Raw genomic sequence first — 21,329 nt, forward strand, 5'->3', positions numbered from 1 at the left:
GCAACGCAAGGCCCCGGCCGATCGCCCGTTCGGTCCGGCATTTCCGCGTCAGGACTTGGGCTTCACGATCTTGAACAGCTGGAATTCGCGGCCGTTGTGAATCATGTGGAGGAGGTCGGGATCGGGATTGGCGGATTCGTTCGGGTCGGTCCCCAGCACGATCATGTAGTCGTAGGTGTCCAGCCAATTGTCCCAATAGGCAGGTCCCGACGGGGCGGGTCCGTCGGACGACGCCATCACCCGGCTGATCGTGGGCGTATCCCCGTCCTCATTGTCCACATGCGCACGGGCGCCTTCGCGGGCCCGGAGGATCTGCTTGCCCGGGACGACGAACAACCGGGAAACCAGGGCCGAGCGCTCGATGACGGCAAGATTGGGCGCATGCGACATGGCGGCCTCGATGGCGACGGCCGAATCGGTGACATCGGCATCGACGACGAGCAGCCGAGAGCCCTGGGGCATGGCGCGGATGGAGTTGCGCAATTCGAGAAGCGGCTGGGCGATCGCCGACCAGTTGACCGACACATCGACCACGCGAAACGCCACCGAGACCAGGCAGATGGCAAAGAACGCATGGTTGTATTCGAGCTTGCGCAGATCGACCGACACGAAGCCGAGAGTCATCAGGAAGATCCCGACGACAAGGCGCTGATCCGCCATCCAGGAGCCGAAGGCGAGACGCGGCATGGCCAGAAAGGCGAGTGAGAGCACCACCGCCACGACCACGCCGGCCGGGTGGATGCGGATCAGCTTCCGGTGAATGCCGAACCACAGGGCCGTGGCGAGCATCAGCAGCAGCGGAATATCCGTCAGGTCCGAATAGACCGACACCATCATGGTCAGCGCATCGAGCTTCCCTTGCGCCTGCCAACTGAAATCGTGCGACAGGCCCCAGGTCGGGCTCGTGACGAGGAGATACAGGAACGGCAGGAAGGGTGCCCCGACCGTCACGGCGCTGGCGGCGAGGATGCTGGGCCGCCATTGCTTCCTGTCCCACAGGCGCCACGCCTCGAAACTCGCAATCGAGAGGCCGTACAATCCGAGCGCCGACAGGTGACAGGTATAGAGCACCGCGCAGAACGCCAGGCTGACGAGCCCGCGCAGGATGGGATTGCGGTCGGAAAGCCCGATCCATGCGGCAAGGCCGAACACCGCCGCGCCGACGCCGAACAGGTAGTTCATCAGGCCGACGAACAGGAAGCCGTTATAGAGGAAAATCCCGCCGAACAGGGGCCAGGCGGACCAGCGTCCGTAGAGTGCTCGCTGCAGCGCCATCGGTCCGAGCAGCATCAGCAGCAGGGTCAATCCGATGAAGATGCGACCTGCCAGATAAACGCCGAAGACCGGCACCAGCGGCGGGACCACGATGTCCATGATGAGATTGGGGATGGCCGCCCATTCCACCTGATAGAAATGCGCCAGGACCTCGTTTCCGGGAAGGCTCGACAAAGCGAACATCCGGGCGAGATGGTTCGGATAATCCTGCAGAGGCGGAACGAGCGTATAGATCAGGGGGAGGATGACCAGCGCCGCCACCAGCACCGCCTGCGCGGCGACGGTACGCGGTCGTTCCACCACTTGAGCGACAGGAAGCTGCGCGGCGCTTCCGGTAATATGCATAGCCCTCACGGTGGGCCTCAATTTCGCGCTGGCGCCGGGGAAACGGCCCAGTCGGTTGTGTTCTATCGCCATCAGGGGAACAGCGAATCATGGCTTCTCTCGGCGGTTTTACGGGAGATTTCGTGAAACACAATCCGTCTCGTCGGGAATGCGCGTGCCTGCGGCAACGATGACCGAAGGCACCGCTCTTTTGGATGACAGCCGCGCCGGCGGCGGCTAATGACCATTGGCTTAGGCTCGACACCTCCCGCATCGGAAACTGTTCCATGACCCTCGACAAAGCCATCGCCGACGCCCTGCGCGCCACCTCCACCGCCACGCTCACCACGGTGCTTCTGAAGAAGGGCATCCGGCGCTGCTGGATGCAGGGACCGGTTCCCATGTTCAACGCGCCGGAGCGTCTGGTCGGCCGCGCATTCACGATGCGCTTCGTCCCTGCCCGCGAGGATCTGGCGACGCCGGAATCGTGGTCCTCGCCGCGCTCCACGCGCGCTGCCATCGAGGATATGCCGGAAGGCTGCATCGCGGTGGTCGACTCCATGGGCGTGACGGATGCGGGCATCTTCGGCGACATCCTCACGGCCCGGATGATGAAGCGCGGCGTCACCGCGCTCGTGACGGATGGCGTCGTGCGGGACGCGGCCGGGGTCGAGGGCACCGAGTTGCCGGTCTGGTGCGCGGGCGTCGCAGCGCCGCCTTCGGTCGCGGGGCTCACTTTCGTGGGATGGCAGGAGCCGATCGGATGCGGCGGCGTCGCGGTGTTCCCCGATGACGTGATCGTGGCCGACGGGGACGGCGTCGTGGTGATTCCCGCCGCCATGGTGGAAGACGTGGCCATGGCCGCCGTCGAGCAGGAACGGCTCGAACTCTGGATCATGCGCGAAATCGAGAAGGGCGTCCCCCTCCCCGGCCTTTATCCGCCGAACGCCGAAACGAAGTTGCGCTATGAGGCGGAAACCGCCACATCTTGATCCGGTTCTGAATCGGCAAGGGGTGGCGGCGAGCGCATGTTCTATTACGCGTCGAAAATACTCTGGTTCTTCGCCACCCCCTCCAATCTGCTCATTCTCCTGATCGTTCTCGGGTCGCTCCTCGCCTTCACGCGACGGTTTCGACGCCTCGGCGCGGGTCTTGCCCTGGTCGTCGGGCTGTTCACCCTCGCGGTTGGTCTGTCGCCGCTCTCGAGCTACCTCCTGCTGCCCCTTGAAGATCGCTTTCCGGCCTTCAAGGACGATGGCAGGCCCGTTGCGGGGATCATACTGCTCGGCGGCTCGGTCGAGGCGGCAAAGTCCGCGTCCCGTAGCACCCTCATCGCCAACGAGGCGGCCGAACGGGTGCTCGGCACCATCGCGCTCGCGCATCTCTACCCTGAAGCGCGCATCCTGATTTCCAGCGGAAGCGGTTCGCTGTTCCAGAACGCGCCCGCCGAAGCCCCCATCATCGCCGAATATTTCAAGACCATCGGCATCGACCCCAAACGCATCGCCGTCGAGGACCGCTCGCGCACGACGTTCGAGAACGCCGTTCTGTCGCGGGCGCTGGCGGACCCCAAACCCGGTGAGCGGTGGCTTCTCGTGACCTCGGCCTGGCACATGCCCCGCTCCGTCGGCGTTTTCCGCAAGGCCGGATTCCCGGTGGTGGCCTATCCGGTGGATTACCGCACCGGCGGAACGCTCTGGGAGCAGGATGTCTTCGCGTTCGCGTCCGAGGGCCTTCGGCGTCTCGATGTGGGGACCAAGGAATGGGTCGGCCTGATCGCCTATTACGTCGCGGGCCAGACCAGCGCGCTTATGCCCGCGCCCTAAAGAATGACGCGGCGACGTGATCTGATTCGAAGAAGATGAATCGGGCTCTAGGTTTCGGGCAAGGTCAGCCGGTAGATTCCCTTGAAATCGTCCGGGTCCACCGGCCGGCCCTTGCGCAGGATCGTGAGGCGGCCGTCCTTCATCAGGCGGATGGCGGCTTGCCGAACCGGCTGCATCAGGGGACCCCAGCCCTCGGGCTTGTCGCCGCCGAGCGCGCGGGCAATCTCGGTCGGATCGATGTTGCGACCGGCGCGGGCCGTCACCAGCTCGATCATCTTGGCCTCGATCTCTTCAGGGGTCGCGCTGTGTGCCATCGTTCCTCATCAGTGCCGCGCGTGCGCCCGAAACGAACTGGCGGCGCCACATCACATAGAGCACTCCGGCGGTCGCGGCTATGAACAGATACGGGCTCACGAACCAGCCGAGATAGGCGAGCGAGAAGAAGAAGGCGCGCTGGCCGCGGTTGAAATGCGTGCCAGCGACGGAATTGAGCTCGGCCGCCCGGCGCGCGACGCGCAAGGCTTCATCGCGATTGTCCAGGCGCAGCACCGGCACGGCGCCCACCACGATCGCCATGTAGTTGAACAGGCGATAGGACCACGCGAATTTGAAGAACGCGTAGACGAACATCACCGCGAGCCCGATGGATTTCAGCTCCCACATGAGCGCCGTGGTCCCCTCTCCGAAGGGAAGCCCCGCGAAGATTGGCAGCACCGCGTCGGAGGAACGCAGCAGGGCCAGCACACCGCCGATGGCGAGCAGCGACGTGGAGGCAAAGAACGCCGTGCCGTTCATCAGGGCGGACAGGATGGTGGTGTCGACGATGCGGTTTTCCCGGTCCACCATCTGCTCCATCCAGCGATAGCGGTATTCGTTCATGAGACGGTTGAGGCCCGTTTCCCCGGCGTGGGTCAGTTCGACGGCCGCGTGATAGCCGAACCACGCCAGGATGAAGAAGACCACCGCCGCGAGATCGACGAACGTGAAACCCAGCATCGGCGCCCTCCGTTGACATGAGCGCGATCATGACCAGTTTGTTGAAGCGCTTGAAGCGGAGAATAGGCAGATGCCACAGACGATTACGCGGGGCTACAAGGCGATGCTCGAGGATGCGACGTCCCGCATCGAGACCCTGCCGCCTGCCGAGGCCATCGCCCTTCATGGCAGCGAGGACGTCGTCATGGTGGATCTGAGGGACCCCCGCGAATTGGAGCGCGAGGGCCGCATTCCCGGCGCGTTCCACTGCCCGCGCGGTATGCTGGAATTCTGGATCGACCCCGAGAGCCCTTATCACAAGCCGATTTTTGCAGAGGACAAGCGGTTCGTCTTCTTCTGCGCCGCCGGGTGGCGCTCCGCCCTGTCGGCCGCGACCGCGCAGGATATGGGCCTGCGGCCCGTCGCCCATGTGGAGGGCGGATTCACCGCCTGGCGGGAGGCCGGCGGGCCGGTGGAGCGCTCCGGCAGCTAGAAGGTGGCGAGAATCTCGAACCCGTCCGACACCATCACCCGCCCGTTATCGTCCAGGTGCTCGATCCCGTTGACCCGCGCGCCTTGAGGTCCTTGCGCCAAGGCTTTCAGCATCGCCGCGATGGCGTCGTCCGGTCCTGCCATCACCGCCTCGACAGCGCCGTCRCGGCGGTTGCGCACCCAGCCGCTCAGGCCGTGGAGTTGCGCCTGGTGCTGGGCCCAGGCGCGAAAGCCGACGCCCTGAACGCGGCCGTGGATGATGACGTGTTCGGTTCGGCTCATCTGTCAACTCAATCGGCGCGATGGCTTACGGCAGTTCAACGCGGCGTTACGGCCGAAGGTTCGGCGCGGGGCTGCTAGCTCGTCCGCCGCAGGGTGCTCGATGGTTGAGCCCAGAGCGGCCGGATCGCGGGCCTCGGCGCGGCATGGGCTGAAGCGCTCGGGTTCCAGCCATTCAATTCGGCGACATAGGATGACGACAGGCCGAGATTCTGCGCCGCCTCGACGATGCCTTCCATATAGCCGGGCTTCGGAATTCCGGCCTCCGCATCGCGCCCCATATACACGATGGCGCGTCGCGGCCCCGCCTGCGTAACGATGGGCTGGATGACTTTCGCGTAGAGGCCCGTCGAAAGACACTCGTAACGATCGAGCGCCGGCATGTCGGACAGGGAGAGATCCCAGAGCAGCCCCCAGACGGTGCCGGCCGGGTGACGCGCGACCGACGCGTAGCCTTCGGAGAAGATGATGAAGCGGTGTCGCATCAGGCGGCCGACGCCGATGGGTTTCGAGGCCGGACACCGCGCCGACATGGCGTTTCGATCCATGTTGGAGCCGTAGGCGAAATAGAGCGGCATGGCTCAGGCGAATTCCATGATGACGGCATCGACCGCGAGGCTGTCGCCTTCGCGCGCATGGATCTTCGAGATGGTGCCGTCGCGCTCCGCGCGCAACACGTTCTCCATCTTCATGGCCTCGACCATGCAGAGCGGTTCGCCGACCTTCACCTCCTGCCCGGCTTTCACCAGGATGGCCTTGACCAGCCCCGGCATGGGACAAAGCAGCGTCTTGCCGGTATCCGCCTCCAGCTTCTCCGGCATGAGAGCCGCGAGTTGCGCCTCGCGCTTGGTGTAGACCCGCGCTTCTGTGACGGCGCCCGCGTGGGAAAGCTGGAATCCGTTCAGCAGCGGCCGCACCTGAACCGCGATGGTCTCGCCGCCCACCGTTCCGCTCCAGACCGGCTCRCCGGGCCGCCAGTCGGAGACGACCGACAGGGACGCGCCGTCGATGACGAGGACGAGTTCGTCATCCTGATCCTCCACCCGGACGGGGTGCGGCGCGCGGCCGAGCATGACCACGCGGTCGCGCTCGAAACGCACGGCCGACGCCTCCCGCATCTGGCCCGAGATCGCGCGGCGGCGCTCGTTGTGGAGATGGTCGATGGCGGTCGCCACCGCCATCATCCGCCGTGCCACGTTGCCCGCCGGCGCCACGGTCTTGAACCCTTGCGGGAATTCCTCGGCGATGAAGCCGGTGGAAAGCGCCCCTTCCTTCCAGCGCGGATGATCCATCAGCGCCGACAGGAACGGGATGTTGTGGCGAATACCCTCGATGGCGAAGGCATCCAGCGCCTCGGCCTGCGCGGCGATGGCCTCGGCGCGGGTCGGCGCATGGGTCACCAGCTTGGCGATCATCGGGTCGTAATAGATCGAGATCTCGCCGCCTTCATAGACGCCGGTATCGTTGCGCACCGTCACACCCCCTGCCGACCCCTCGCGAGGCGGACGGTAGGTGACGAGGCGGCCGGTCGAGGGAAGAAAATTGCGGACCGGGTCCTCGGCATAGATACGGCTTTCCACCGCCCAGCCGTCGAGCCGCACGTCGTCCTGGGTGAGGCGCAGCTTCTCGCCGGCAGCGACGCGGATCATCTCCTCGACGAGGTCGATGCCGGTGATCATCTCGGTAACGGGATGCTCGACCTGCAGGCGGGTGTTCATCTCGAGGAAATAGAACGAGCGATCCTGCCCTGCGACGAACTCGACCGTGCCGGCCGAATCGTAGCCGACGGCCTTCGCCAGCGCGACGGCCTGTTCGCCCATCTTCGCCCGCGTCGCCTCGTCGAGTAACGGCGACGGCGCTTCCTCGATCACCTTCTGGTTCCGGCGCTGGATCGAGCATTCGCGCTCGCCGAGATAGATGACGTTGCCGTGCTTGTCGCCGAGCACCTGGATCTCGATGTGGCGCGGATCGGTGATGAACTTCTCGACGAAAACCCGATCGTCGCCGAACGACGAGGCGGCTTCCGATTTGGCGCGCGCAAATCCTTCGGCGACCTCGTCGGACGAAAAGGCGATGCGCATGCCCTTGCCGCCGCCCCCGGCCGAGGCCTTGATCATCACCGGGTAGCCGATCTCATCGGCGATCTTCACCGCATGGGCCGGATTGTCGATGACGCCGAGATAACCCGGCACGGTGGAGACCCTCGCGGCGGACGCCGCCTTCTTGGATTCGATCTTGTCGCCCATCGCCGCGATGGCGTGGGGGTTGGGTCCGATGAAGACGATTCCGGCCTCTTCCAGCGCCCTGGCGAAGGCCTCGCGCTCGGAGAGGAAGCCGTAGCCGGGGTGAACGGCCTGGGCCCCCGTCTGCCGGCAGGCCGCGATGATCTTCTCGATCACCAGATAGGATTCGGCGGCGGGCGCCGGCCCGATCAGGACAGCCTCGTCGGCCATCTCCACATGCAGGGCATCCCGGTCCGCGTCCGAATAGACGGCGACCGTCTTGATGCCCATGCGCTTGGCGGTCTTGATGATCCGGCAGGCGATCTCGCCACGGTTGGCAATCAGAATCTTGTCGAACATAGGCCCTCGGACGCGACTAGCCGGAGAAGATTGTGCCTCTCCGTTACTTCAGATACGCGCGTTCGGGAAGCACAACCGCCCCGAGCGGAGCAGGAAAGCTTGAGCAGACCCCGCTAGGCGGCGAGTTTCTGGAGGCGCGTCTGCCGACGGCACCGCATGATGAAATCCAGGACGGCGATGTCCACGTGCTCCGCCTCGTCGAGGACCGCATACGCGATGTTGATCGCCGTCTCGGTCGGTCCGCCGAGGTCGAGCGCGGAGGTGAGCCACAGGGCATCGTCCGCCGTGACCGATCCCGACGGCAACGTCCGGCGCACGACGAAGTTGACGACGAGGCGCGTATAAAGCGGCGCCCAGGTCTCGTGGGCCTCCACCGACCGGTCGAGGGCGAGCAGCTCCTCGGCTTCATGGCGATTGAAGATGCCCCCTTCGAGGACGTGGCATTCCAGCAGCTTCACGTCCGACGCGGATATGAATTTCTTGGTCGTCACATTGCCGACGAAGTACCGAAGCTTTTGCCGCACCATCTTGTCGCCCTCATCGGTCCGCCCTCGGCGATCCCGCTCATGTCTTGTAAGGCCGAATGTGCCACGGGCAGGGTCCGAAACCATTAACGCGGAATGCTGAATCGCCGTTGAGGTTAAGCTTTGCTGAGTCTCTTTGGTTGCGGATTTCTTTATGGGTCGGTCCCCCTCACGCTCCAGCTTTGCATTTCTGCCCGCAAGCCCTTGTGCGACTTCATATTCCCGCCCCCGCGCTCATCTGGCAGAAAAGCAACCGCGCTGCCGGCTCCCCGCCGCGCCGCAAGGTGTGCGGAACGTTAAACCCGAAGGATTTGCGCCCATGCCCGCCCTCTCGTTCACCCACATTTATGAGCCTGCGTTAACCGAGGGGCCTCCTGCTCTCCTGCTGCTGCACGGGACCGGCGGCGACGAGAGCGATCTGCTGCCGCTCGGTCGCGCGATCTCCCCCGGGTCGGCCCTTCTCTCGCCGCGCGGGAAGGTTTTGGAGAACGGCATGCCACGCTTCTTCCGCCGACTTGGCGAAGGGGTGTTCGACGAGGAGGACGTGAAGCTCCGCGCAGACGAGCTTGCGGATTTCGTCGCCGAGGCGCGGGCTGCCTATGGCCTCGGCGAACTCACCGCGCTTGGTTTCTCGAACGGCGCCAACATCGCGGCCGCGATGCTGCTGCGGCGGCCGGAATCGCTTGCCGGCGGGGCATTGTTGCGCGCCATGGTGCCGTTGAGCGAGAGGCCGGAGGTCGATCTGCGCGGGAAGCGAACCCTGCTTCTCTCGGGCGCGGTCGATCCGATCATCCCGCCCGCCAATGCGGCGCGCCTCGCGACCATCTTCCGCGAGGCGGGGGCCGACGTCGAGGCCGAGACCCTGCCGGCGGGGCACGGCCTGACGCCGCAGGACGTCAGCCTGACGCAAATCTGGCTTGCGAGCGGAGGCGTCTAAGCCGCGGGAATTACAACGGAATGTTGTCGTGCTTCTTCCACGGCCGCTCGACTTCCTTGGCGCGGAGCATGGCAAGCGCGCGGGCGATCCGGCGGCGCGTGGAATGCGGCATGATCACCTCGTCGATATAGCCGCGTTCGGCGGCGACGAAGGGCGACATGAAGCGATCCTCGTATTCCTTGGTGCGCTCCGCGATCTTGTCGGCGTCGCCGATATCCTGCCGAAAGATGATCTCGACGGCGCCCTTCGCCCCCATGACGGCGATCTGCGCCGTCGGCCACGCATAATTGACGTCTCCGCCCACATGCTTGGAGGCCATCACGTCATAGGCGCCGCCGAAGGCCTTGCGGGTGATCACGGTGACGAGCGGCACGGTGGCCTCCGAATAGGCAAAGAGCAGCTTGGCCCCGTGCTTTATCAGCCCGCCATATTCCTGCGCCGTCCCGGGAAGGAAGCCCGGCACGTCCTCGAAGGTCACGACTGGAATGTTGAAGGCGTCGCAGAAGCGGATGAAGCGTGCAGCCTTCCGCGACGCGTCAGAATCGAGAACGCCCGCCAGCACCATCGGCTGGTTCGCCACGATCCCGACCGTGCGCCCTTCGATGCGGCAGAAGCCCGTGATGATGTTCCGGGCGAAGGCTTCCTGGAGCTCGAAGAAATCGCCCTCGTCGACGATCTTCGAGATCAGCTCCTTCATGTCGTAGGGCTTGTTGGGATTGTCGGGGATCAGCGTATCGAGACTGTTGTCGACGCGGTTGGGATCGTCGAAGCTCGGGAGTTCCGGAACGCCGTCGATGTTGTTCGAGGGCAGGAAGTCGATCAGCCGCCGGACCTGCAGCAGCGCCTCGACATCGTTGTCGTAGGCCCCGTCCGCCACAGAGGATTTCGTCGTGTGGATCTTCGCGCCCCCGAGTTCCTCTGACGTCACGGTCTCGTTGGTGACGGTCTTTACGACTTCCGGACCGGTGACGAACATGTAGGAGCGGTCGCGCACCATGAAGATGAAATCGGTCATGGCGGGGGAATAGACGTCGCCGCCGGCGCAAGGGCCCATGATGACCGAGATCTGTGGAATGACCCCCGAGGCGATCACATTGCGCTTGAAGACTTCCCCGTAACCCCCGAGGGCCGCGACGCCTTCCTGGATGCGGGCGCCACCGGCATCGAACAGGCCGACGATGGGCGCGCGCATCTTCAAGGCCATGTCCTGGATCTTCATGATCTTGTTGGCATGGGCCTCGGACAGCGAGCCGCCGAAAACCGTGAAGTCCTTGGCGAACACGAACACCGTTCGCCCGTTGACGGTGCCCCAGCCGGTGACGACGCCGTCGCCGGGAATGCGCGTCTTCTCCATGCCGAAATCGGTCGAGCGGTGCTCGACGAACATGTCGAACTCTTCGAAAGATCCGTGGTCGAGCAAAAGCTCGATGCGCTCGCGGGCGGTCAGCTTGCCGCGGGCGTGCTGCGCCGCGATGCGTTTTTCGCCGCCCCCGAGCCTCGCCTGCGCGCGCCGGGCTTCGAGCTGATCGAGCATGTCTTTCATGGGGAGATTCTCTGGCGGACGAAAAGGACTGCGTTTTCGCTTAGCATAGCCGGAGCCTGCCGAGAAATACCCGCGGGTCGGTCTCAGGCGAGACGAAAGACCTGCGAGGCCGCGTCGAAATCCACCTTGCGCCGCTGGCGCCGGTCCATCGCCTCGTAATCCTCGCCCCACAGGCCCTCCTGGAAAATCTCGTCCACATGCGCGGCGTTCCAGGCCGTATCCGCATCGAGATGTCCCTGAGCATGGGCCAGCGCCAGCAGGATCGACCCCGACAGCGTGGTCATCACGTGGAGTGCCGCGATGGCAAAGGGCGAATTCACGCGCTCGACCGCACGCCGGATCGCCGCCACCGCCTCTTGCGGCTGCTCCACATGCATGACGCCTTCGGCCAGTGCGAAGCCGGCGCCGTGAGTCTCCTTCGCCCAGTCGAGCACCGGCCGCCAGGCCTCCTCCTGAGCCTTGGCAAGGCGCTCGGGATCCGCCGCCCGGTAGCAGACCATATCCGACCCTGCATAACGCACCAGATCGTCCACGACTTCCGCGAGACGGGGCGCAACACCGTCGATCGTGGAATTGACGATGCGGGTGATCGGCATGGTCGAGGGGTCGATCTCATCCCCCTGCGCCTGCCATTCGGCGGCGAGCGCTTCGCCCAGCGCCCGGGTGGGGACGGCGAGACGCTGCCGGCTCGGCGTCCTCGCGGGACGGCCGTCGAGGGTGAGCATATAAACTCCGTCCCGCTCTGCGAGACCGGCCTCTTTATAGAACCGCTTCGGAAGGCTCGGTTTCATGCCCGCCATGGCGGGGCGCATGGGTTGCGGCTCGGAGGCCGGCGGAAACCAGTCGGTGGTGTCTTTCATGGGGCGACAGATAGAGCATGATCGGACGATGGGGATAGCGGAATGGGGCGCTTCGTGCGTCAAAACACATTCATTTGAGCGATTTCATTGCGACCTGGTGGCCCGCGACAGAAAAGCGTCGAGGACGGGTGCAAGGTCGGCGTAGCTGTCGACGATCTGCCCTGCCCCGGCCTCGTTGAGCGCCGCCACGGGCTGGAAGCCCCAGGAGACGCCGATGGGCAGGACGCCCGCCGCCCGCGCCATCGCCATGTCGTAGCTGGAATCCCCGATCATCAGCGTATCGTGCGGCGCGACCCCGACCTCGGCCATCGCCTGCAGGATCATCGCCGGATGGGGTTTCGAGGGCGCCCCGTCGGCGGTTTGTATGGTGGCGAACCGGGTGTGCCACTCGTGCCGGTCGAGGAGATGGGAGACGCCACGCCGCGTCTTGCCGGTGGCGATTCCCAGCAGCACGTCGTCCCGGCGCTCCAGGCCGGCAAGGCATTCCTCCGCGCCGGGAAAGAGCGGCTCGGCCAAGGCGGGGTCGGTGCGCAGTACGCCGAACGCCTCCTTGTAGGCGTCCACGAGGCCGTCGATCGGCGCATGGGGCCCTGCCAGGACCACGAAGGCCTCGGCGAGCGACAGGCCCACGATGGAGAGCGACAATTCGCGGCTCGGCGGCTCGAGATCGAACGCTGCGAAGGCGGCGTGTTGCGAGGCCACGATGATGTTCTGGCTGTCGACCAGCGTGCCGTCGACGTCGAAAATCACGAGTTTCAAAGCTCTGTCCTAAGTCCGGCGAAAAATGTCACGGGGGCGTGCCCGGCCGGGCACGGCACGCATATGCAAGAAATCCGCCGCGGACGCAAAGGCCGTTGCGTCTCAGAACAACCGCTTCAGGTAGGTCATGATGCTCTCCCGCACATGGTCCAGATGGGTGCGCATCGCCGTCTCGGCCGCGGCCGCGTTACCGGCGAGCACCGCATCGATGATGGCGATGTGCTCGTGGCAGCCGGGGACGAAGCGTTCCGGTAGCCGCCCCTTGTCGAATACTTTTGTCCGGAGACGCAGATCCTGCACGAATTGCGCGAGGAGGTTCGAGCCCGACAGCCTCGCGATCGTCGCGTGGAGCCGGTCGTCGAGGGCGATATGCTCCTCGGTGGTCGGCTGCTCGCCGGCAAGAAAAGCCTGCAGGCGCTCGCGAATGGCAGCCAGATCGCCGCCCTGACCGGAGGCCGCCGCCCGACTCGCGGCCTCGACCTCCAGCAATCGCCGAAGATGCAGGATCTCCACCAGGTCGTCCGCCGAGAGACCGCGTACCACGGGTGTCAACCCCGCGACCCGGGACACCAGTCCTTCGCTGATCAGTTGCGCCAGCGCCTCGCGGACGGGCGTGCGCGACACGCCGATCTTGGCTGCGAGCATGTTCTCCTGAAGGGGCGTCCCGGGCGGGAAAGTGCCCTCCAGAATCAGCTCGCGCAGACGCCGGTAGGCCACCTGCCCCCGTGTCGATGTCAGCGCGTCACTGTCCATGCCCGTCTCCGTTGCGAAAAACCCTTAGCGCGCCGGGTGTGCGGAGGGAAACCGAGTTAAATTGCATACAAAATGAGTATTGCTCACTTCCATACTATTTGTATACAGTCAGATCATCAAGGCGTGGATCGGGATTCTGGGGGCATTTTTGAGCGTATACGATCTCGTGATTCGCGGTGGTCGCGTCGGCTCCATCGAGGGCGTTGTCCCCATGGATGTGGCCATCCGCGGCGAGGAAATAGTCGCCCTCGGGCGCGATCTTCCGCGAGTCGCGCAGGAGATCGACGCCACCGACAAGCTCGTCCTGCCGGGCGGGGTCGATGCCCATTGCCACATCGAGCAATTGTCCGGCGGCGGCATCATGAACGCCGACACCTTCGAGACCGCCACCCGCTCTGCCGCCTTCGGGGGCACCACCACCACCATTTCGTTCGCCGCCCAGCATCGCGGGGACAGCCTGGACGCGGTCGTCGCCAATTACACGGCTCTCGCCGAGCGCGGCGCCCTGACCGATTTCGCCTTCCACCTGTGGATCTCGGACCCCGGCCGCGAAACGCTCGACCGGGACCTCCCCCGGCTCATCGAACTCGGCCACCGCTCCATCAAGGTCTTCATGACCTACGACAATGTGCGGCTGCTCGACGAACAGGTGCTGGACGTGATGGCGGTCGCCCGGCAGCACGGCGCGCTGGTCTGCGCCCACGCCGAAAACCACGGCATGATCAAGTGGATGGCCGACCGTCTCATCGCGCGCGGCTATACGGCACCGAAATATCACGCCGTCAGCCATCCGCGCGGGAGCGAGGCCGAGGCCTTCGAGCGGCTGATCCGCTTCTCGGAACTGCTCGACCAGCCCATCGTGCTCTTCCATGTCTCGACCGCGGAAGGCGCCGCCATCATCCGCCGGGCAAGAGGCGACGGCATCAAGGTCTTCGCCGAGACCTGCCCGCAATACCTGTTCATGACCGCGCAGGACATGGACCGGTCGGGTCTCGAGGGCGCCAAATGGATGTGCAGCCCGCCGCCGCGCGACAAGGCGGACCAGGAGGCGCTCTGGCGGGCGCTCGAACTGGGCGACCTGCAGATGGTCTCATCCGACCACGCGCCCTACCGCCATGACGCGACCGGCAAGCTCTCCGCCGGACCGGATTCGACGTTCAAGCAGATCGCCAACGGCTTGCCGGGGCTGGAGACGAGGCTTCCCTTGATGTTCGACGCCATGGTGAGCCAGGGCCGCTCGAGCATCGAGAGTTTCGTTCGCCTCACGGCCACCGCCCCGGCGCAGATCTACGGGCTGCATCCGAAAAAGGGCGCCATCGCGGTCGGCGCCGATGCCGACATCGCCATCTGGGACCCGGATCGGAACGTGACGATCACCGACGAGGGCATGCACGACAATGCCGGCTATACGCCCTTCGCGGGACGCGTGGTCCGCGGCTGGCCGGAGACGGTTCTGCGCCGCGGCGCGGTGATCGTATCGGGCGGCGTCATTCACGCGCGGCCGGGATCGGGACAGATCCAGCTCCGCCCCCCTTCACGGTCGATGCAGCCATCCGGAACGCCAAGCCCGGAATTCGACCCCACCCGCAATTTCGGCGCACAGCTCGGCTGACCGCGCTCAACCAGATCGCTCACAAGAAGCGATAAGTCAGGAGGATTCCATGAAACGGACGACCACCAAAGTGCTGCTCGCAGGCCTTGCCGCAGCCTGTCTCACGACATTCTCGGCACCCGCATCCGCCCAAGCGACCCTGGACGCGGTGAAGAAGCGCGGCAAACTCATCTGCGGCGTGTCGCAGGTGTCGGCAGGCTTCGCCTTCCCCGATTCGAAAGGCGTCATGCAGGGCTTCGACGTGGATATCTGCCGGGCTGTCTCGGCGGCGATCTTCGGCAGCGGCGACAAGGTCGATTTCCTCGCCACCAACATCAACACCCGCTTCCAGGTTCTGCAATCCGGCGAGATCGACATCCTGTCGCGCCAGACCACCCAGACCTTCTCGCGCGACAACTCGCTCGGTCTCGATTTCGGCCCGGCCGTGTTCTACGACGGGCAGGGCTTGATGGTGCCCAAGAAGCTCAACCTTACGAGCGCGAAGGACCTCGACGGCGCCGCGATCTGCGTCCTGCCGGGCACCACGACCCTGCAGAACCTGTCCGACTTCTTCCGGACCAACAACAAGAAGTTCGAATCCGTCGTGTTCGAGAACACGGATGAGAACCGCAACGCGTTCTTCACCGGCCGTTGCGACGCGACCAGCAGCGATCGCTCCGACCTTGCCTCCATTCGCGCCGTTGCGAACAATCCGGCCGATTACGTGGTGCTCCCCGAGACGATCTCCAAGGAGCCCCTCGCCCCGGTCGTCCGCCAGGGCGATTCCAACTGGCGCGACATCCTCAACTGGACGGTCTACACCCTCTTCGCTGCCGAGGAAAAAGGCATCACCAAGGAGAATATCGACCAGCAGCTGAAGAGCGAGGATCCCGAGATCCAGCGCATGCTGGGCGTTACCGGCGATTTCGGCAAGATGATCGGGCTCGACAACAAGTGGAGCTACAACATCATCAAGAGCGTCGGCAATTACAGCGAAGTGTTCGAGCGCAGCCTCGGCGAAAAGACGCCGCTGGGCCTCACGCGCGGACCGAACCAGCTCTGGACGAAGGGCGGCCTGCTCTATTCGCCGCCGTTCCGTTGATCTGACCCGCAGGAGGCGGCGCGCGAACACCGCGCCGCCTCCGCACGAACCGTCCCACCAGATCCGGTAACAACAAATGCCAGCCGTCTCGGAAACCCCGTGGCGTATCATCTACGACCTGCGGGCCCGCGCGATTTTCTATCAAGTCGTGTGCGGCCTCGCGGTCGTGATGGTCGCCGTCTTCCTCTTCCATAACGCGTCGGCCAACCTCGCGCGGCAGAACATCGCGACCGGGTTCTCCTATCTGTGGCGGGAGGCGGGTTTCGTCATCAGCCAGTCGCCGATTACCTATCAGCCGGCGGACACCTACGCCCGCGCGCTGCTGGTGGGCATCCTCAACACCATCCGGGTCTCCGCCCTCGCGGTCGTGCTCGCCACGATCATCGGCACGCTGGTGGGCATCGGCCGCCTGTCGTCCAATCCGCTGCTTTCGCGGCTGATGATGGTCTATGTGGAAATTCTGCGGAACGTCCCCCTCCTGTTGCTGCTCTTTCTTTGTTACGCCGTCATCGTTTCGTCGCTTCCGCCGGTCCGCGAGGCGCTGCAGATCCTGCCCTCGTTCTATCTCAGCAACGGCGGGCTGATGATCCCTTACGTGAAATGGTCGGACGCACTGAGCTGGATCGCGATCGCGTTCGTCCTGGGCGCGGTCGGCGCGGTCGTGGTCGCGCGGATCCTGCGCGCCAGGCGCGTTGCGACGGGGGTCGAGCGCCGCCGCTGGCCGCTGGTGGTCCTCACATTGTTCGGCCCCGCCCTGGTGCTCGCCCTCGTGCTGCGCCCCACCCTCTCGGTCGATTTTCCCGAGATCGGCCGCTTCCGCATCGCGGGTGGCGCGCAATTGATGCCCGAATTCGTCGCTCTGCTGGTGGGCCTGACCTTGAGCGCGTCGGCGAATGTCGCCGAGATCGTGCGCAGCGGCATCACCGCCATCAAGAAGGGCCAATGGGAAGCAGCCTCCTCGCTTGGCCTGCGGCGGTCCCTGTCCCTTCGGCTCGTGATCCTGCCGCAATCCCTACGCGTCATCATCCCGCCGATGACGAGCACCTATCTCAACATTTTCAAGAACAGTTCGCTGGCAATCGCCATCGGCTATCCGGATCTCGTCATGGTGTCCAACACCACCATGAACCAGACCGGCCAGGCCATCGAGCCGATTGCGCTGTTCATGCTCGTCTACCTGTCCCTGTCGCTCGCCATCTCGGCCTTCATGAACTGGTACAACGCCCGCGTGGCCCTGCGAGGATAATGGGATGCAGCTCGTCAAGGCAGAACTCGCACCCCGGATGCAGCGTCCGCGCCAATCGGTCGGGCTGCGCAAGGCGATGGCGCCGTATTTCGGCACACCGGCGAACGCCGTCATCACCATCGTTTGCGTCGCGCTGATCGCCCTCTTCGCGCACCGCTCCTTCCAGTGGCTGCTCGTGGACGCGGTGTTCACCGGGGGCCCTGCCGCCTGCAAGGCCTCCGACGGGGCGTGCTGGCCGTTCTTCGCCGACAAACTGCGCTTCATGGTGTTCGGGTTCTATCCGTTCGACGAGCAATGGCGCCCCATCGCAGCGCTGACGATCTTCTTCGCGGCCTGCGGAATCTCCATGAGCCCCGCGCTGTGGGGAAGGAAACTGCTGATCGCCTGGGGCGTGGCGCTTATTGCGATCTTCATCCTGATGCGCGGCGGCGTGCTGGGGCTCTCCTCCGTGCCGACCTCGCAATGGGGCGGCCTGCCCCTGTCGTTCATGCTGTCCTTCATTGGTTTGGCCGGCGCGTTTCCTCTCGGCATCGCGCTCGCCCTCGCGCGGGCGTCGAAACTGCCGGTGATCCGGGTCGTTGCGATCTCGTTCATCGAGCTGGTGCGGGGCGTTCCGCTCATCAGCATCCTGTTCATGGCGTCGGTGATGCTTCCGTTGTTCATGCCGAGCGGCGTGACCATCGACAAGTTGCTGCGCGCGCAGATCGCCATCATCCTGTTCGCCGCCGCCTATGTGGCGGAAATCGTGCGCGGCGGCCTGCAGGCGATCCCGAAGGGCCAATACGAGGCCTCCGCCGCCATGGGTCTGCATTACTGGCAGATGATGCGGCTCATCGTTCTGCCGCAGGCGATCAAGATCATGATTCCGCCGCTGGTGACCCTGTTCATCGGGTTCTTCCAGGACACGACCCTGGTCGTCATCGTCGGTCTCCTCGACTTCCTCGACACCATCCGAAGCTCCATGCGGGATCCGCAATGGCAGGGCATCGTGGTGCTCGAAGGCTACATCTTCGCAGCGTCCGTCTATCTGTTCTTCAGCACGATCATGGGCGCCTACAGCCGTTTCCTCGAACGTCACTTCCGGATGGGCCATGACTGACACGATTACGGTAATTCGCAACGCCGCCTGGGCGGTGACCTGGGACAAGGCGGCGGGCCAGCACGTTTACGCGCGGGATGTGGACGTCGCCTTCTCGAAAGCCGGCATTCTCCATGTCGGCCCGGGTTATCACGGCGCCGCCGACACCGAGATCGAAGGCCGATCGCTGATGGTGATGCCAGGTCTCGTGGACGTGCATTGCCATTCGGGCGACGAGCCCATCGCCAAGGGCCTCTTCGAGGATGCGGGCACGGCGGCCCTCTGGGGCAATGCCCTCTACGAATATTCGGCGCTCGTCGATTCCGACGCGGATGCGAAAGCCGCCTGCCAGACCGTCATGCTCGGCGACCTGATGCGCAGCGGCGTGACGACGCTTCTCGATATCGCATCCCCTCACTCGAAATGGCTGTCGCTGGCGGTAGAGAGCGGCGTTCGCGCCTATCTGGCGCCCGGTTTCCGGGAGGCTGCGTGGCGCGTGGTCGACAGCCACCGGCTCGATTTCGACTGGAACGAGGCGCTCGGACGGGAGCGGTATGCGCAGGCGCTCGCCTTCGTCGACGAGGCCCGCGCCCACCCCTCCGGCCGCATCGACGGCGTGGTCGCGCCGTCGCAGATCGAGACATGCAGCGAGAGCCTGATCCAGGAGGCGGTGGCCGAGGCGCGCAAGCGCGGCGTGCGGATCACCATCCATGCGGCCCAGACCATGGCCGAGCACGAGGAATTGCTGCGCCGCTCGGGCGAAACGGCTCCCGCCATGCTGGAGCGCCTCGGCGTCCTCGGGCCCGATCTCATCCTTGGCCATTGCATCTTTCTCGATCACCATTCGTGGACCCGGCATCGCACCCGCGACGATCTCGCGCGCCTCTCTGAAAGCGGCACATCGGTCGCCCATTGCCCCGTCACCTTCGCGCGCAGCGGCATGACGCTCGAGAGTCTCGGCGGCTATCGCCGGGCGGGGGTGAATGTCGGCATCGGCACGGACAGCTATCCGTTCAACATGCTGGAGGAGATGCGCGAGGCGCTGATCTGCTCGCGCGTGTCGGGCCGCAGCGTGTTTGATCTCGATACCGCGGGCGTGTTTACCGCCGCCACGACCGGCGGCGCGAAGGCGCTCGGCCGCGAGGATATCGGACGCCTGCAGGTGGGCGCGAAAGCCGACCTCGTGCTGGTCGATCTCGACCAGCCGGCGATGCAGCCGGTCTACGACCCGTTGCGCAATCTGCTCCATTGCGCGGCCGAGCGGGCCGTGCGCGACGTCTTCGTCGACGGCGACGCCGTGGTGCGGGATCGCCGCGTCGCCCATCTCGACTATGACGGCGCGGTGCGCGAATTGCAGGACGCCCAGAAGAGGGCCTGCCGCATCGCCGAGAAGGCCGACCCGCAAGGCCGCTCATTCGCCACCCTGGCCCGACGCTCCCTGCCGCTCGCGACCCGCCTCTAAGGAATTCCGATGACCGACAACAACAAGACGACTCTGTTTCGCAATTGCGACTGGCTCGTGGCGTGGGACGAGGCCGCGAAATCGCACGTCTATCTGCGCGGCGCGGATTTCGCGGTTCGCGGCAGCGAGATCCTGCATGTGGGTCCGGGCTTTGCGGGCCACGCGGACGAGGAGATCGATGCCTCGCGCATGATGCTGATGCCGGGCTTCGTCGACGTGCATTCGCATCCGGGCCACGAGCCGGGCTGGAAGGGCATGCTCGAGGAACTCGGAAGTCCGCGCCTCGGACAATCCTCGCTCTACGAGTTCATGCCGGTCTTCCAGATCGGCCCGCAATACAGCCGTCCGTCCCTGCGCGTGGCGGTGTCCGAACTGCTGAAAAGCGGCGTCACCACCATCTGCGACCTTGGCACGCCGCGGGACTCATGGGCGGACGACTACGCCGAGACCGGCATTCGCGCCGTTCTGTGGGGCATGTTCCGCTCGGGGCCGTGGAAGACCACGGACGGGCATTCGGTTCAGTACGATCTCGATGTCGAGCGCGGCGACCGACTTCTGCGCGAGGCCATCGCCATCGCGGACGAGGCCTCGAAACATCCGAGCGGCCGCATCACGGGCTTCATCGGGCCCTCGCAGATCGATACCTGCAGCGAGGGTCAGATCCGCGACGCACTTGACGCCGCGCGGGAGCGCAACCAGCCGATCCAGATCCACGCGGCGCAGAGCATCGTTGAGTTCCAGGAAATCATCCGGCGCACCGGCTGCACCCCCATCGAATGGCTGGAGAAGATCGGCGCTCTCGGGCCTGACACCATCATCGGCCATTGCATCTTTCTCAACGACCATCCGTGGATTCACCTCCCGCAGGCGAACGATTTCGAGCGGCTGCGCGACAGCGGCGCGATGGTGGCCCATTGTCCGGTGGTGTTCGCGCGGCGCGGCATCGCGCTCAACACGCTGAGCCGCTACATGAAGGCCGGAATCCGGTGCGGCATCGGCACGGATTCATTCCCGCACAACATGCTCGATGAGTTGCGCATGGCCTGCTATGCGGGCCGGATCGTCGCCGGCAGCTTTACCGCTTCCTCCACGACCGACGCCTTCATGGCGGCGACCGCCATTGGCGCCGACATGATCAGGCGACCCGATCTCGGGCGCCTGGCGCCGGGCTGCAAGGCGGATTTCTCCGTCGTGGATATGTCGAACCCCTACATGCAGCCGGATTACGAGCCGATCCGAAGCCTCGTCTATTCGGCGAACGACCGGGCCATCAAGGACGTCTATGTGGACGGCCGCCGCGTGGTGCGTGACGGACAGGTGCTCGATTTCGATATCGCGGACGATATCGAGATGCTGCGCCAAGGCCAGGCCGAGGCGATCGCAGCCGCTCCCGCCCGCGATTGGGCCGGCCGCCGGCTCGAAGAACTGACCCCGCGCGTCTTCCCGATCCGCGCCTGATGGAGACCGCCGATATGACAAACGCTCTGGCGAGGCGCGCCGCCATCGATCCGACGGCGCAGCCGGCGATCCAGCTGGTGGACGTGCACAAATGGTACGGCGAGTTCCATGTGCTGCGGGACATCAACCTGACGGTCCAGCGCGGCGAGCGCATCGTGGTCTGCGGCCCCTCCGGCTCCGGCAAATCGACGATGATCCGCTGCATCAACCGGCTGGAGGAGCACCAGAAGGGCAACATCATCGTCGACGGCACCGAGCTGACC

At 65.1% G+C, this 21,329-nt stretch carries 22 protein-coding genes; 11 read left to right on the forward strand and 11 right to left on the reverse strand.

Features of this window, described 5'->3' with window-relative positions; all coding sequences use genetic code 11:
- Positions 1 to 48: 48 nt before the first annotated feature.
- A complete protein-coding gene (locus AC1DVM_RS05510; RefSeq protein ID WP_477252696.1) occupies positions 49 to 1,629 on the reverse strand; it encodes a hypothetical protein in 1,581 nt (526 codons plus the stop codon).
- A 257-nt stretch (positions 1,630 to 1,886) separates the two neighbouring features.
- Between AC1DVM_RS05510 and AC1DVM_RS05515 the strand changes: the two genes are divergently transcribed.
- Both AC1DVM_RS05515 and AC1DVM_RS05520 read left to right on the forward strand, forming a co-directional pair.
- Positions 1,887 to 2,591: a ribonuclease activity regulator RraA gene (locus AC1DVM_RS05515; protein WP_477252698.1), complete on the forward strand. Its 705-nt coding sequence runs from the start codon at positions 1,887 to 1,889 to the stop codon at positions 2,589 to 2,591.
- Between the two features lie 36 nt (positions 2,592 to 2,627).
- Positions 2,628 to 3,425, forward strand: a complete 798-nt coding sequence (locus tag AC1DVM_RS05520; RefSeq protein ID WP_477252700.1) for a YdcF family protein — start codon at positions 2,628 to 2,630, stop codon at positions 3,423 to 3,425.
- A 47-nt stretch (positions 3,426 to 3,472) separates the two neighbouring features.
- On the opposite strand, the gene AC1DVM_RS05525 is transcribed toward AC1DVM_RS05520, so the two are convergent.
- Together AC1DVM_RS05525 and AC1DVM_RS05530 are read right to left on the reverse strand one after the other, a co-directional pair.
- Positions 3,473 to 3,739 (reverse strand): DUF3253 domain-containing protein, encoded by a 267-nt coding sequence (locus tag AC1DVM_RS05525; RefSeq protein WP_477252702.1) that lies wholly within the window; start codon positions 3,737 to 3,739, stop codon positions 3,473 to 3,475.
- Positions 3,717 to 4,421, reverse strand: coding sequence for a DUF599 domain-containing protein (locus AC1DVM_RS05530; RefSeq protein WP_477252704.1), 705 nt, complete (start codon positions 4,419 to 4,421; stop codon positions 3,717 to 3,719). Before AC1DVM_RS05530 ends, AC1DVM_RS05525 begins: the two co-directional genes overlap by 23 nt.
- Positions 4,422 to 4,491: 70 nt before the next feature.
- On the opposite strand from AC1DVM_RS05530, the gene AC1DVM_RS05535 reads away from it, so the two are divergent.
- On the forward strand, positions 4,492 to 4,893 hold the full coding sequence (locus AC1DVM_RS05535; RefSeq protein ID WP_477252706.1) for a rhodanese-like domain-containing protein: 402 nt from the start codon (positions 4,492 to 4,494) through the stop codon (positions 4,891 to 4,893).
- On the opposite strand, the gene AC1DVM_RS05540 is transcribed toward AC1DVM_RS05535, so the two are convergent.
- The 4 genes from AC1DVM_RS05540 to AC1DVM_RS05555 all read right to left on the reverse strand — a co-directional run bounded on the left by AC1DVM_RS05540 (position 4,890) and on the right by AC1DVM_RS05555 (position 8,280).
- Entirely contained in the window at positions 4,890 to 5,174 is a 285-nt protein-coding gene (locus tag AC1DVM_RS05540) for an acylphosphatase (protein ID WP_477252708.1), read from the reverse strand. The two genes, AC1DVM_RS05535 and AC1DVM_RS05540, sit on opposite strands and share 4 nt — an antisense overlap.
- A gap of 74 nt (positions 5,175 to 5,248) precedes the next feature.
- On the reverse strand, positions 5,249 to 5,749 hold the full coding sequence (locus AC1DVM_RS05545; protein WP_477252710.1) for a gamma-glutamylcyclotransferase family protein: 501 nt from the start codon (positions 5,747 to 5,749) through the stop codon (positions 5,249 to 5,251).
- 3 nt (positions 5,750 to 5,752) lie between these two features.
- Positions 5,753 to 7,753 carry an acetyl-CoA carboxylase biotin carboxylase subunit gene (gene accC / locus AC1DVM_RS05550; protein ID WP_477252712.1) on the reverse strand — a complete coding sequence of 667 codons (2,001 nt, stop codon included), beginning with the start codon at positions 7,751 to 7,753 and terminating at the stop codon, positions 5,753 to 5,755.
- A gap of 113 nt (positions 7,754 to 7,866) precedes the next feature.
- On the reverse strand, positions 7,867 to 8,280 hold the full coding sequence (locus AC1DVM_RS05555) for a hypothetical protein (RefSeq protein ID WP_477252714.1): 414 nt from the start codon (positions 8,278 to 8,280) through the stop codon (positions 7,867 to 7,869).
- Between the two features lie 316 nt (positions 8,281 to 8,596).
- Here AC1DVM_RS05555 and AC1DVM_RS05560 point away from each other — a divergent pair, with 316 nt between their 5' ends.
- The gene (locus AC1DVM_RS05560; RefSeq protein WP_477252716.1) at positions 8,597 to 9,214 is read left to right on the forward strand and encodes an alpha/beta hydrolase; all 618 of its coding nucleotides are present in this window, start codon (positions 8,597 to 8,599) and stop codon (positions 9,212 to 9,214) included.
- A gap of 10 nt (positions 9,215 to 9,224) precedes the next feature.
- Here the strand turns inward: AC1DVM_RS05560 and AC1DVM_RS05565 are convergent, their stop codons facing one another.
- From AC1DVM_RS05565 to AC1DVM_RS05580, 4 genes are all read right to left on the reverse strand, one after another.
- On the reverse strand, positions 9,225 to 10,757 hold the full coding sequence (locus AC1DVM_RS05565) for an acyl-CoA carboxylase subunit beta (RefSeq protein ID WP_477252718.1): 1,533 nt from the start codon (positions 10,755 to 10,757) through the stop codon (positions 9,225 to 9,227).
- 83 nt (positions 10,758 to 10,840) lie between these two features.
- A complete protein-coding gene (locus AC1DVM_RS05570; protein ID WP_477252720.1) occupies positions 10,841 to 11,617 on the reverse strand; it encodes an ATP12 family chaperone protein in 777 nt (258 codons plus the stop codon).
- A gap of 84 nt (positions 11,618 to 11,701) precedes the next feature.
- Positions 11,702 to 12,367, reverse strand: a complete 666-nt coding sequence (locus AC1DVM_RS05575; RefSeq protein ID WP_477252736.1) for an HAD-IA family hydrolase — start codon at positions 12,365 to 12,367, stop codon at positions 11,702 to 11,704.
- Between the two features lie 111 nt (positions 12,368 to 12,478).
- On the reverse strand, positions 12,479 to 13,129 hold the full coding sequence (locus AC1DVM_RS05580) for a GntR family transcriptional regulator (protein WP_477252722.1): 651 nt from the start codon (positions 13,127 to 13,129) through the stop codon (positions 12,479 to 12,481).
- Positions 13,130 to 13,277: 148 nt separating this feature from the next.
- Between AC1DVM_RS05580 and hydA the strand changes: the two genes are divergently transcribed.
- From hydA to AC1DVM_RS05615, 7 genes are all read left to right on the forward strand, one after another.
- A complete protein-coding gene (gene hydA / locus AC1DVM_RS05585) occupies positions 13,278 to 14,741 on the forward strand; it encodes a dihydropyrimidinase (protein WP_477252723.1) in 1,464 nt (487 codons plus the stop codon).
- Between the two features lie 49 nt (positions 14,742 to 14,790).
- Positions 14,791 to 15,822: an amino acid ABC transporter substrate-binding protein gene (locus AC1DVM_RS05590; protein WP_477252725.1), complete on the forward strand. Its 1,032-nt coding sequence runs from the start codon at positions 14,791 to 14,793 to the stop codon at positions 15,820 to 15,822.
- 76 nt (positions 15,823 to 15,898) lie between these two features.
- Positions 15,899 to 17,068, forward strand: coding sequence for an amino acid ABC transporter permease (locus AC1DVM_RS05595; protein WP_477252726.1), 1,170 nt, complete (start codon positions 15,899 to 15,901; stop codon positions 17,066 to 17,068).
- A gap of 4 nt (positions 17,069 to 17,072) precedes the next feature.
- Positions 17,073 to 18,167, forward strand: coding sequence for an amino acid ABC transporter permease (locus AC1DVM_RS05600; RefSeq protein ID WP_477252728.1), 1,095 nt, complete (start codon positions 17,073 to 17,075; stop codon positions 18,165 to 18,167).
- Positions 18,160 to 19,608, forward strand: a complete 1,449-nt coding sequence (locus AC1DVM_RS05605) for an amidohydrolase family protein (protein WP_477252729.1) — start codon at positions 18,160 to 18,162, stop codon at positions 19,606 to 19,608. The genes AC1DVM_RS05600 and AC1DVM_RS05605 overlap by 8 nt, the downstream gene beginning before the upstream one ends.
- Positions 19,609 to 19,617: 9 nt before the next feature.
- Complete coding sequence (locus tag AC1DVM_RS05610) at positions 19,618 to 21,066, forward strand: amidohydrolase family protein (protein ID WP_477252731.1); 1,449 nt, start codon at positions 19,618 to 19,620, stop codon at positions 21,064 to 21,066.
- Between the two features lie 14 nt (positions 21,067 to 21,080).
- The coding region (locus tag AC1DVM_RS05615; protein ID WP_477252732.1) for an ATP-binding cassette domain-containing protein at positions 21,081 to 21,329 on the forward strand (249 nt) is incomplete at its 3' end.

The sequence above is a fragment of the Microvirga sp. P4_A5 genome (assembly GCF_056402495.1).

Bases quoted from the DNA above. Each gene is read 5' to 3' on its own strand.
- AC1DVM_RS05515 (WP_477252698.1), top strand. From the start codon at position 1,887: ATGACCCTCGACAAAGCCATCGCCGACGCCCTGCGCGCCACCTCCACC.
- AC1DVM_RS05520 (WP_477252700.1), top strand. From the start codon at position 2,628: ATGTTCTATTACGCGTCGAAAATACTCTGGTTCTTCGCCACCCCCTCC.
- AC1DVM_RS05525 (WP_477252702.1), bottom strand. From the start codon at position 3,739: ATGGCACACAGCGCGACCCCTGAAGAGATCGAGGCCAAGATGATCGAG.
- AC1DVM_RS05530 (WP_477252704.1), bottom strand. From the start codon at position 4,421: ATGCTGGGTTTCACGTTCGTCGATCTCGCGGCGGTGGTCTTCTTCATC.
- AC1DVM_RS05535 (WP_477252706.1), top strand. From the start codon at position 4,492: ATGCCACAGACGATTACGCGGGGCTACAAGGCGATGCTCGAGGATGCG.
- AC1DVM_RS05545 (WP_477252710.1), bottom strand. From the start codon at position 5,749: ATGCCGCTCTATTTCGCCTACGGCTCCAACATGGATCGAAACGCCATG.
- AC1DVM_RS05555 (WP_477252714.1), bottom strand. From the start codon at position 8,280: ATGGTGCGGCAAAAGCTTCGGTACTTCGTCGGCAATGTGACGACCAAG.
- AC1DVM_RS05560 (WP_477252716.1), top strand. From the start codon at position 8,597: ATGCCCGCCCTCTCGTTCACCCACATTTATGAGCCTGCGTTAACCGAG.
- AC1DVM_RS05565 (WP_477252718.1), bottom strand. From the start codon at position 10,757: ATGAAAGACATGCTCGATCAGCTCGAAGCCCGGCGCGCGCAGGCGAGG.
- AC1DVM_RS05570 (WP_477252720.1), bottom strand. From the start codon at position 11,617: ATGAAAGACACCACCGACTGGTTTCCGCCGGCCTCCGAGCCGCAACCC.
- AC1DVM_RS05580 (WP_477252722.1), bottom strand. From the start codon at position 13,129: ATGGACAGTGACGCGCTGACATCGACACGGGGGCAGGTGGCCTACCGG.
- AC1DVM_RS05590 (WP_477252725.1), top strand. From the start codon at position 14,791: ATGAAACGGACGACCACCAAAGTGCTGCTCGCAGGCCTTGCCGCAGCC.
- AC1DVM_RS05595 (WP_477252726.1), top strand. From the start codon at position 15,899: ATGCCAGCCGTCTCGGAAACCCCGTGGCGTATCATCTACGACCTGCGG.
- AC1DVM_RS05600 (WP_477252728.1), top strand. From the start codon at position 17,073: ATGCAGCTCGTCAAGGCAGAACTCGCACCCCGGATGCAGCGTCCGCGC.
- AC1DVM_RS05605 (WP_477252729.1), top strand. From the start codon at position 18,160: ATGACTGACACGATTACGGTAATTCGCAACGCCGCCTGGGCGGTGACC.
- AC1DVM_RS05610 (WP_477252731.1), top strand. From the start codon at position 19,618: ATGACCGACAACAACAAGACGACTCTGTTTCGCAATTGCGACTGGCTC.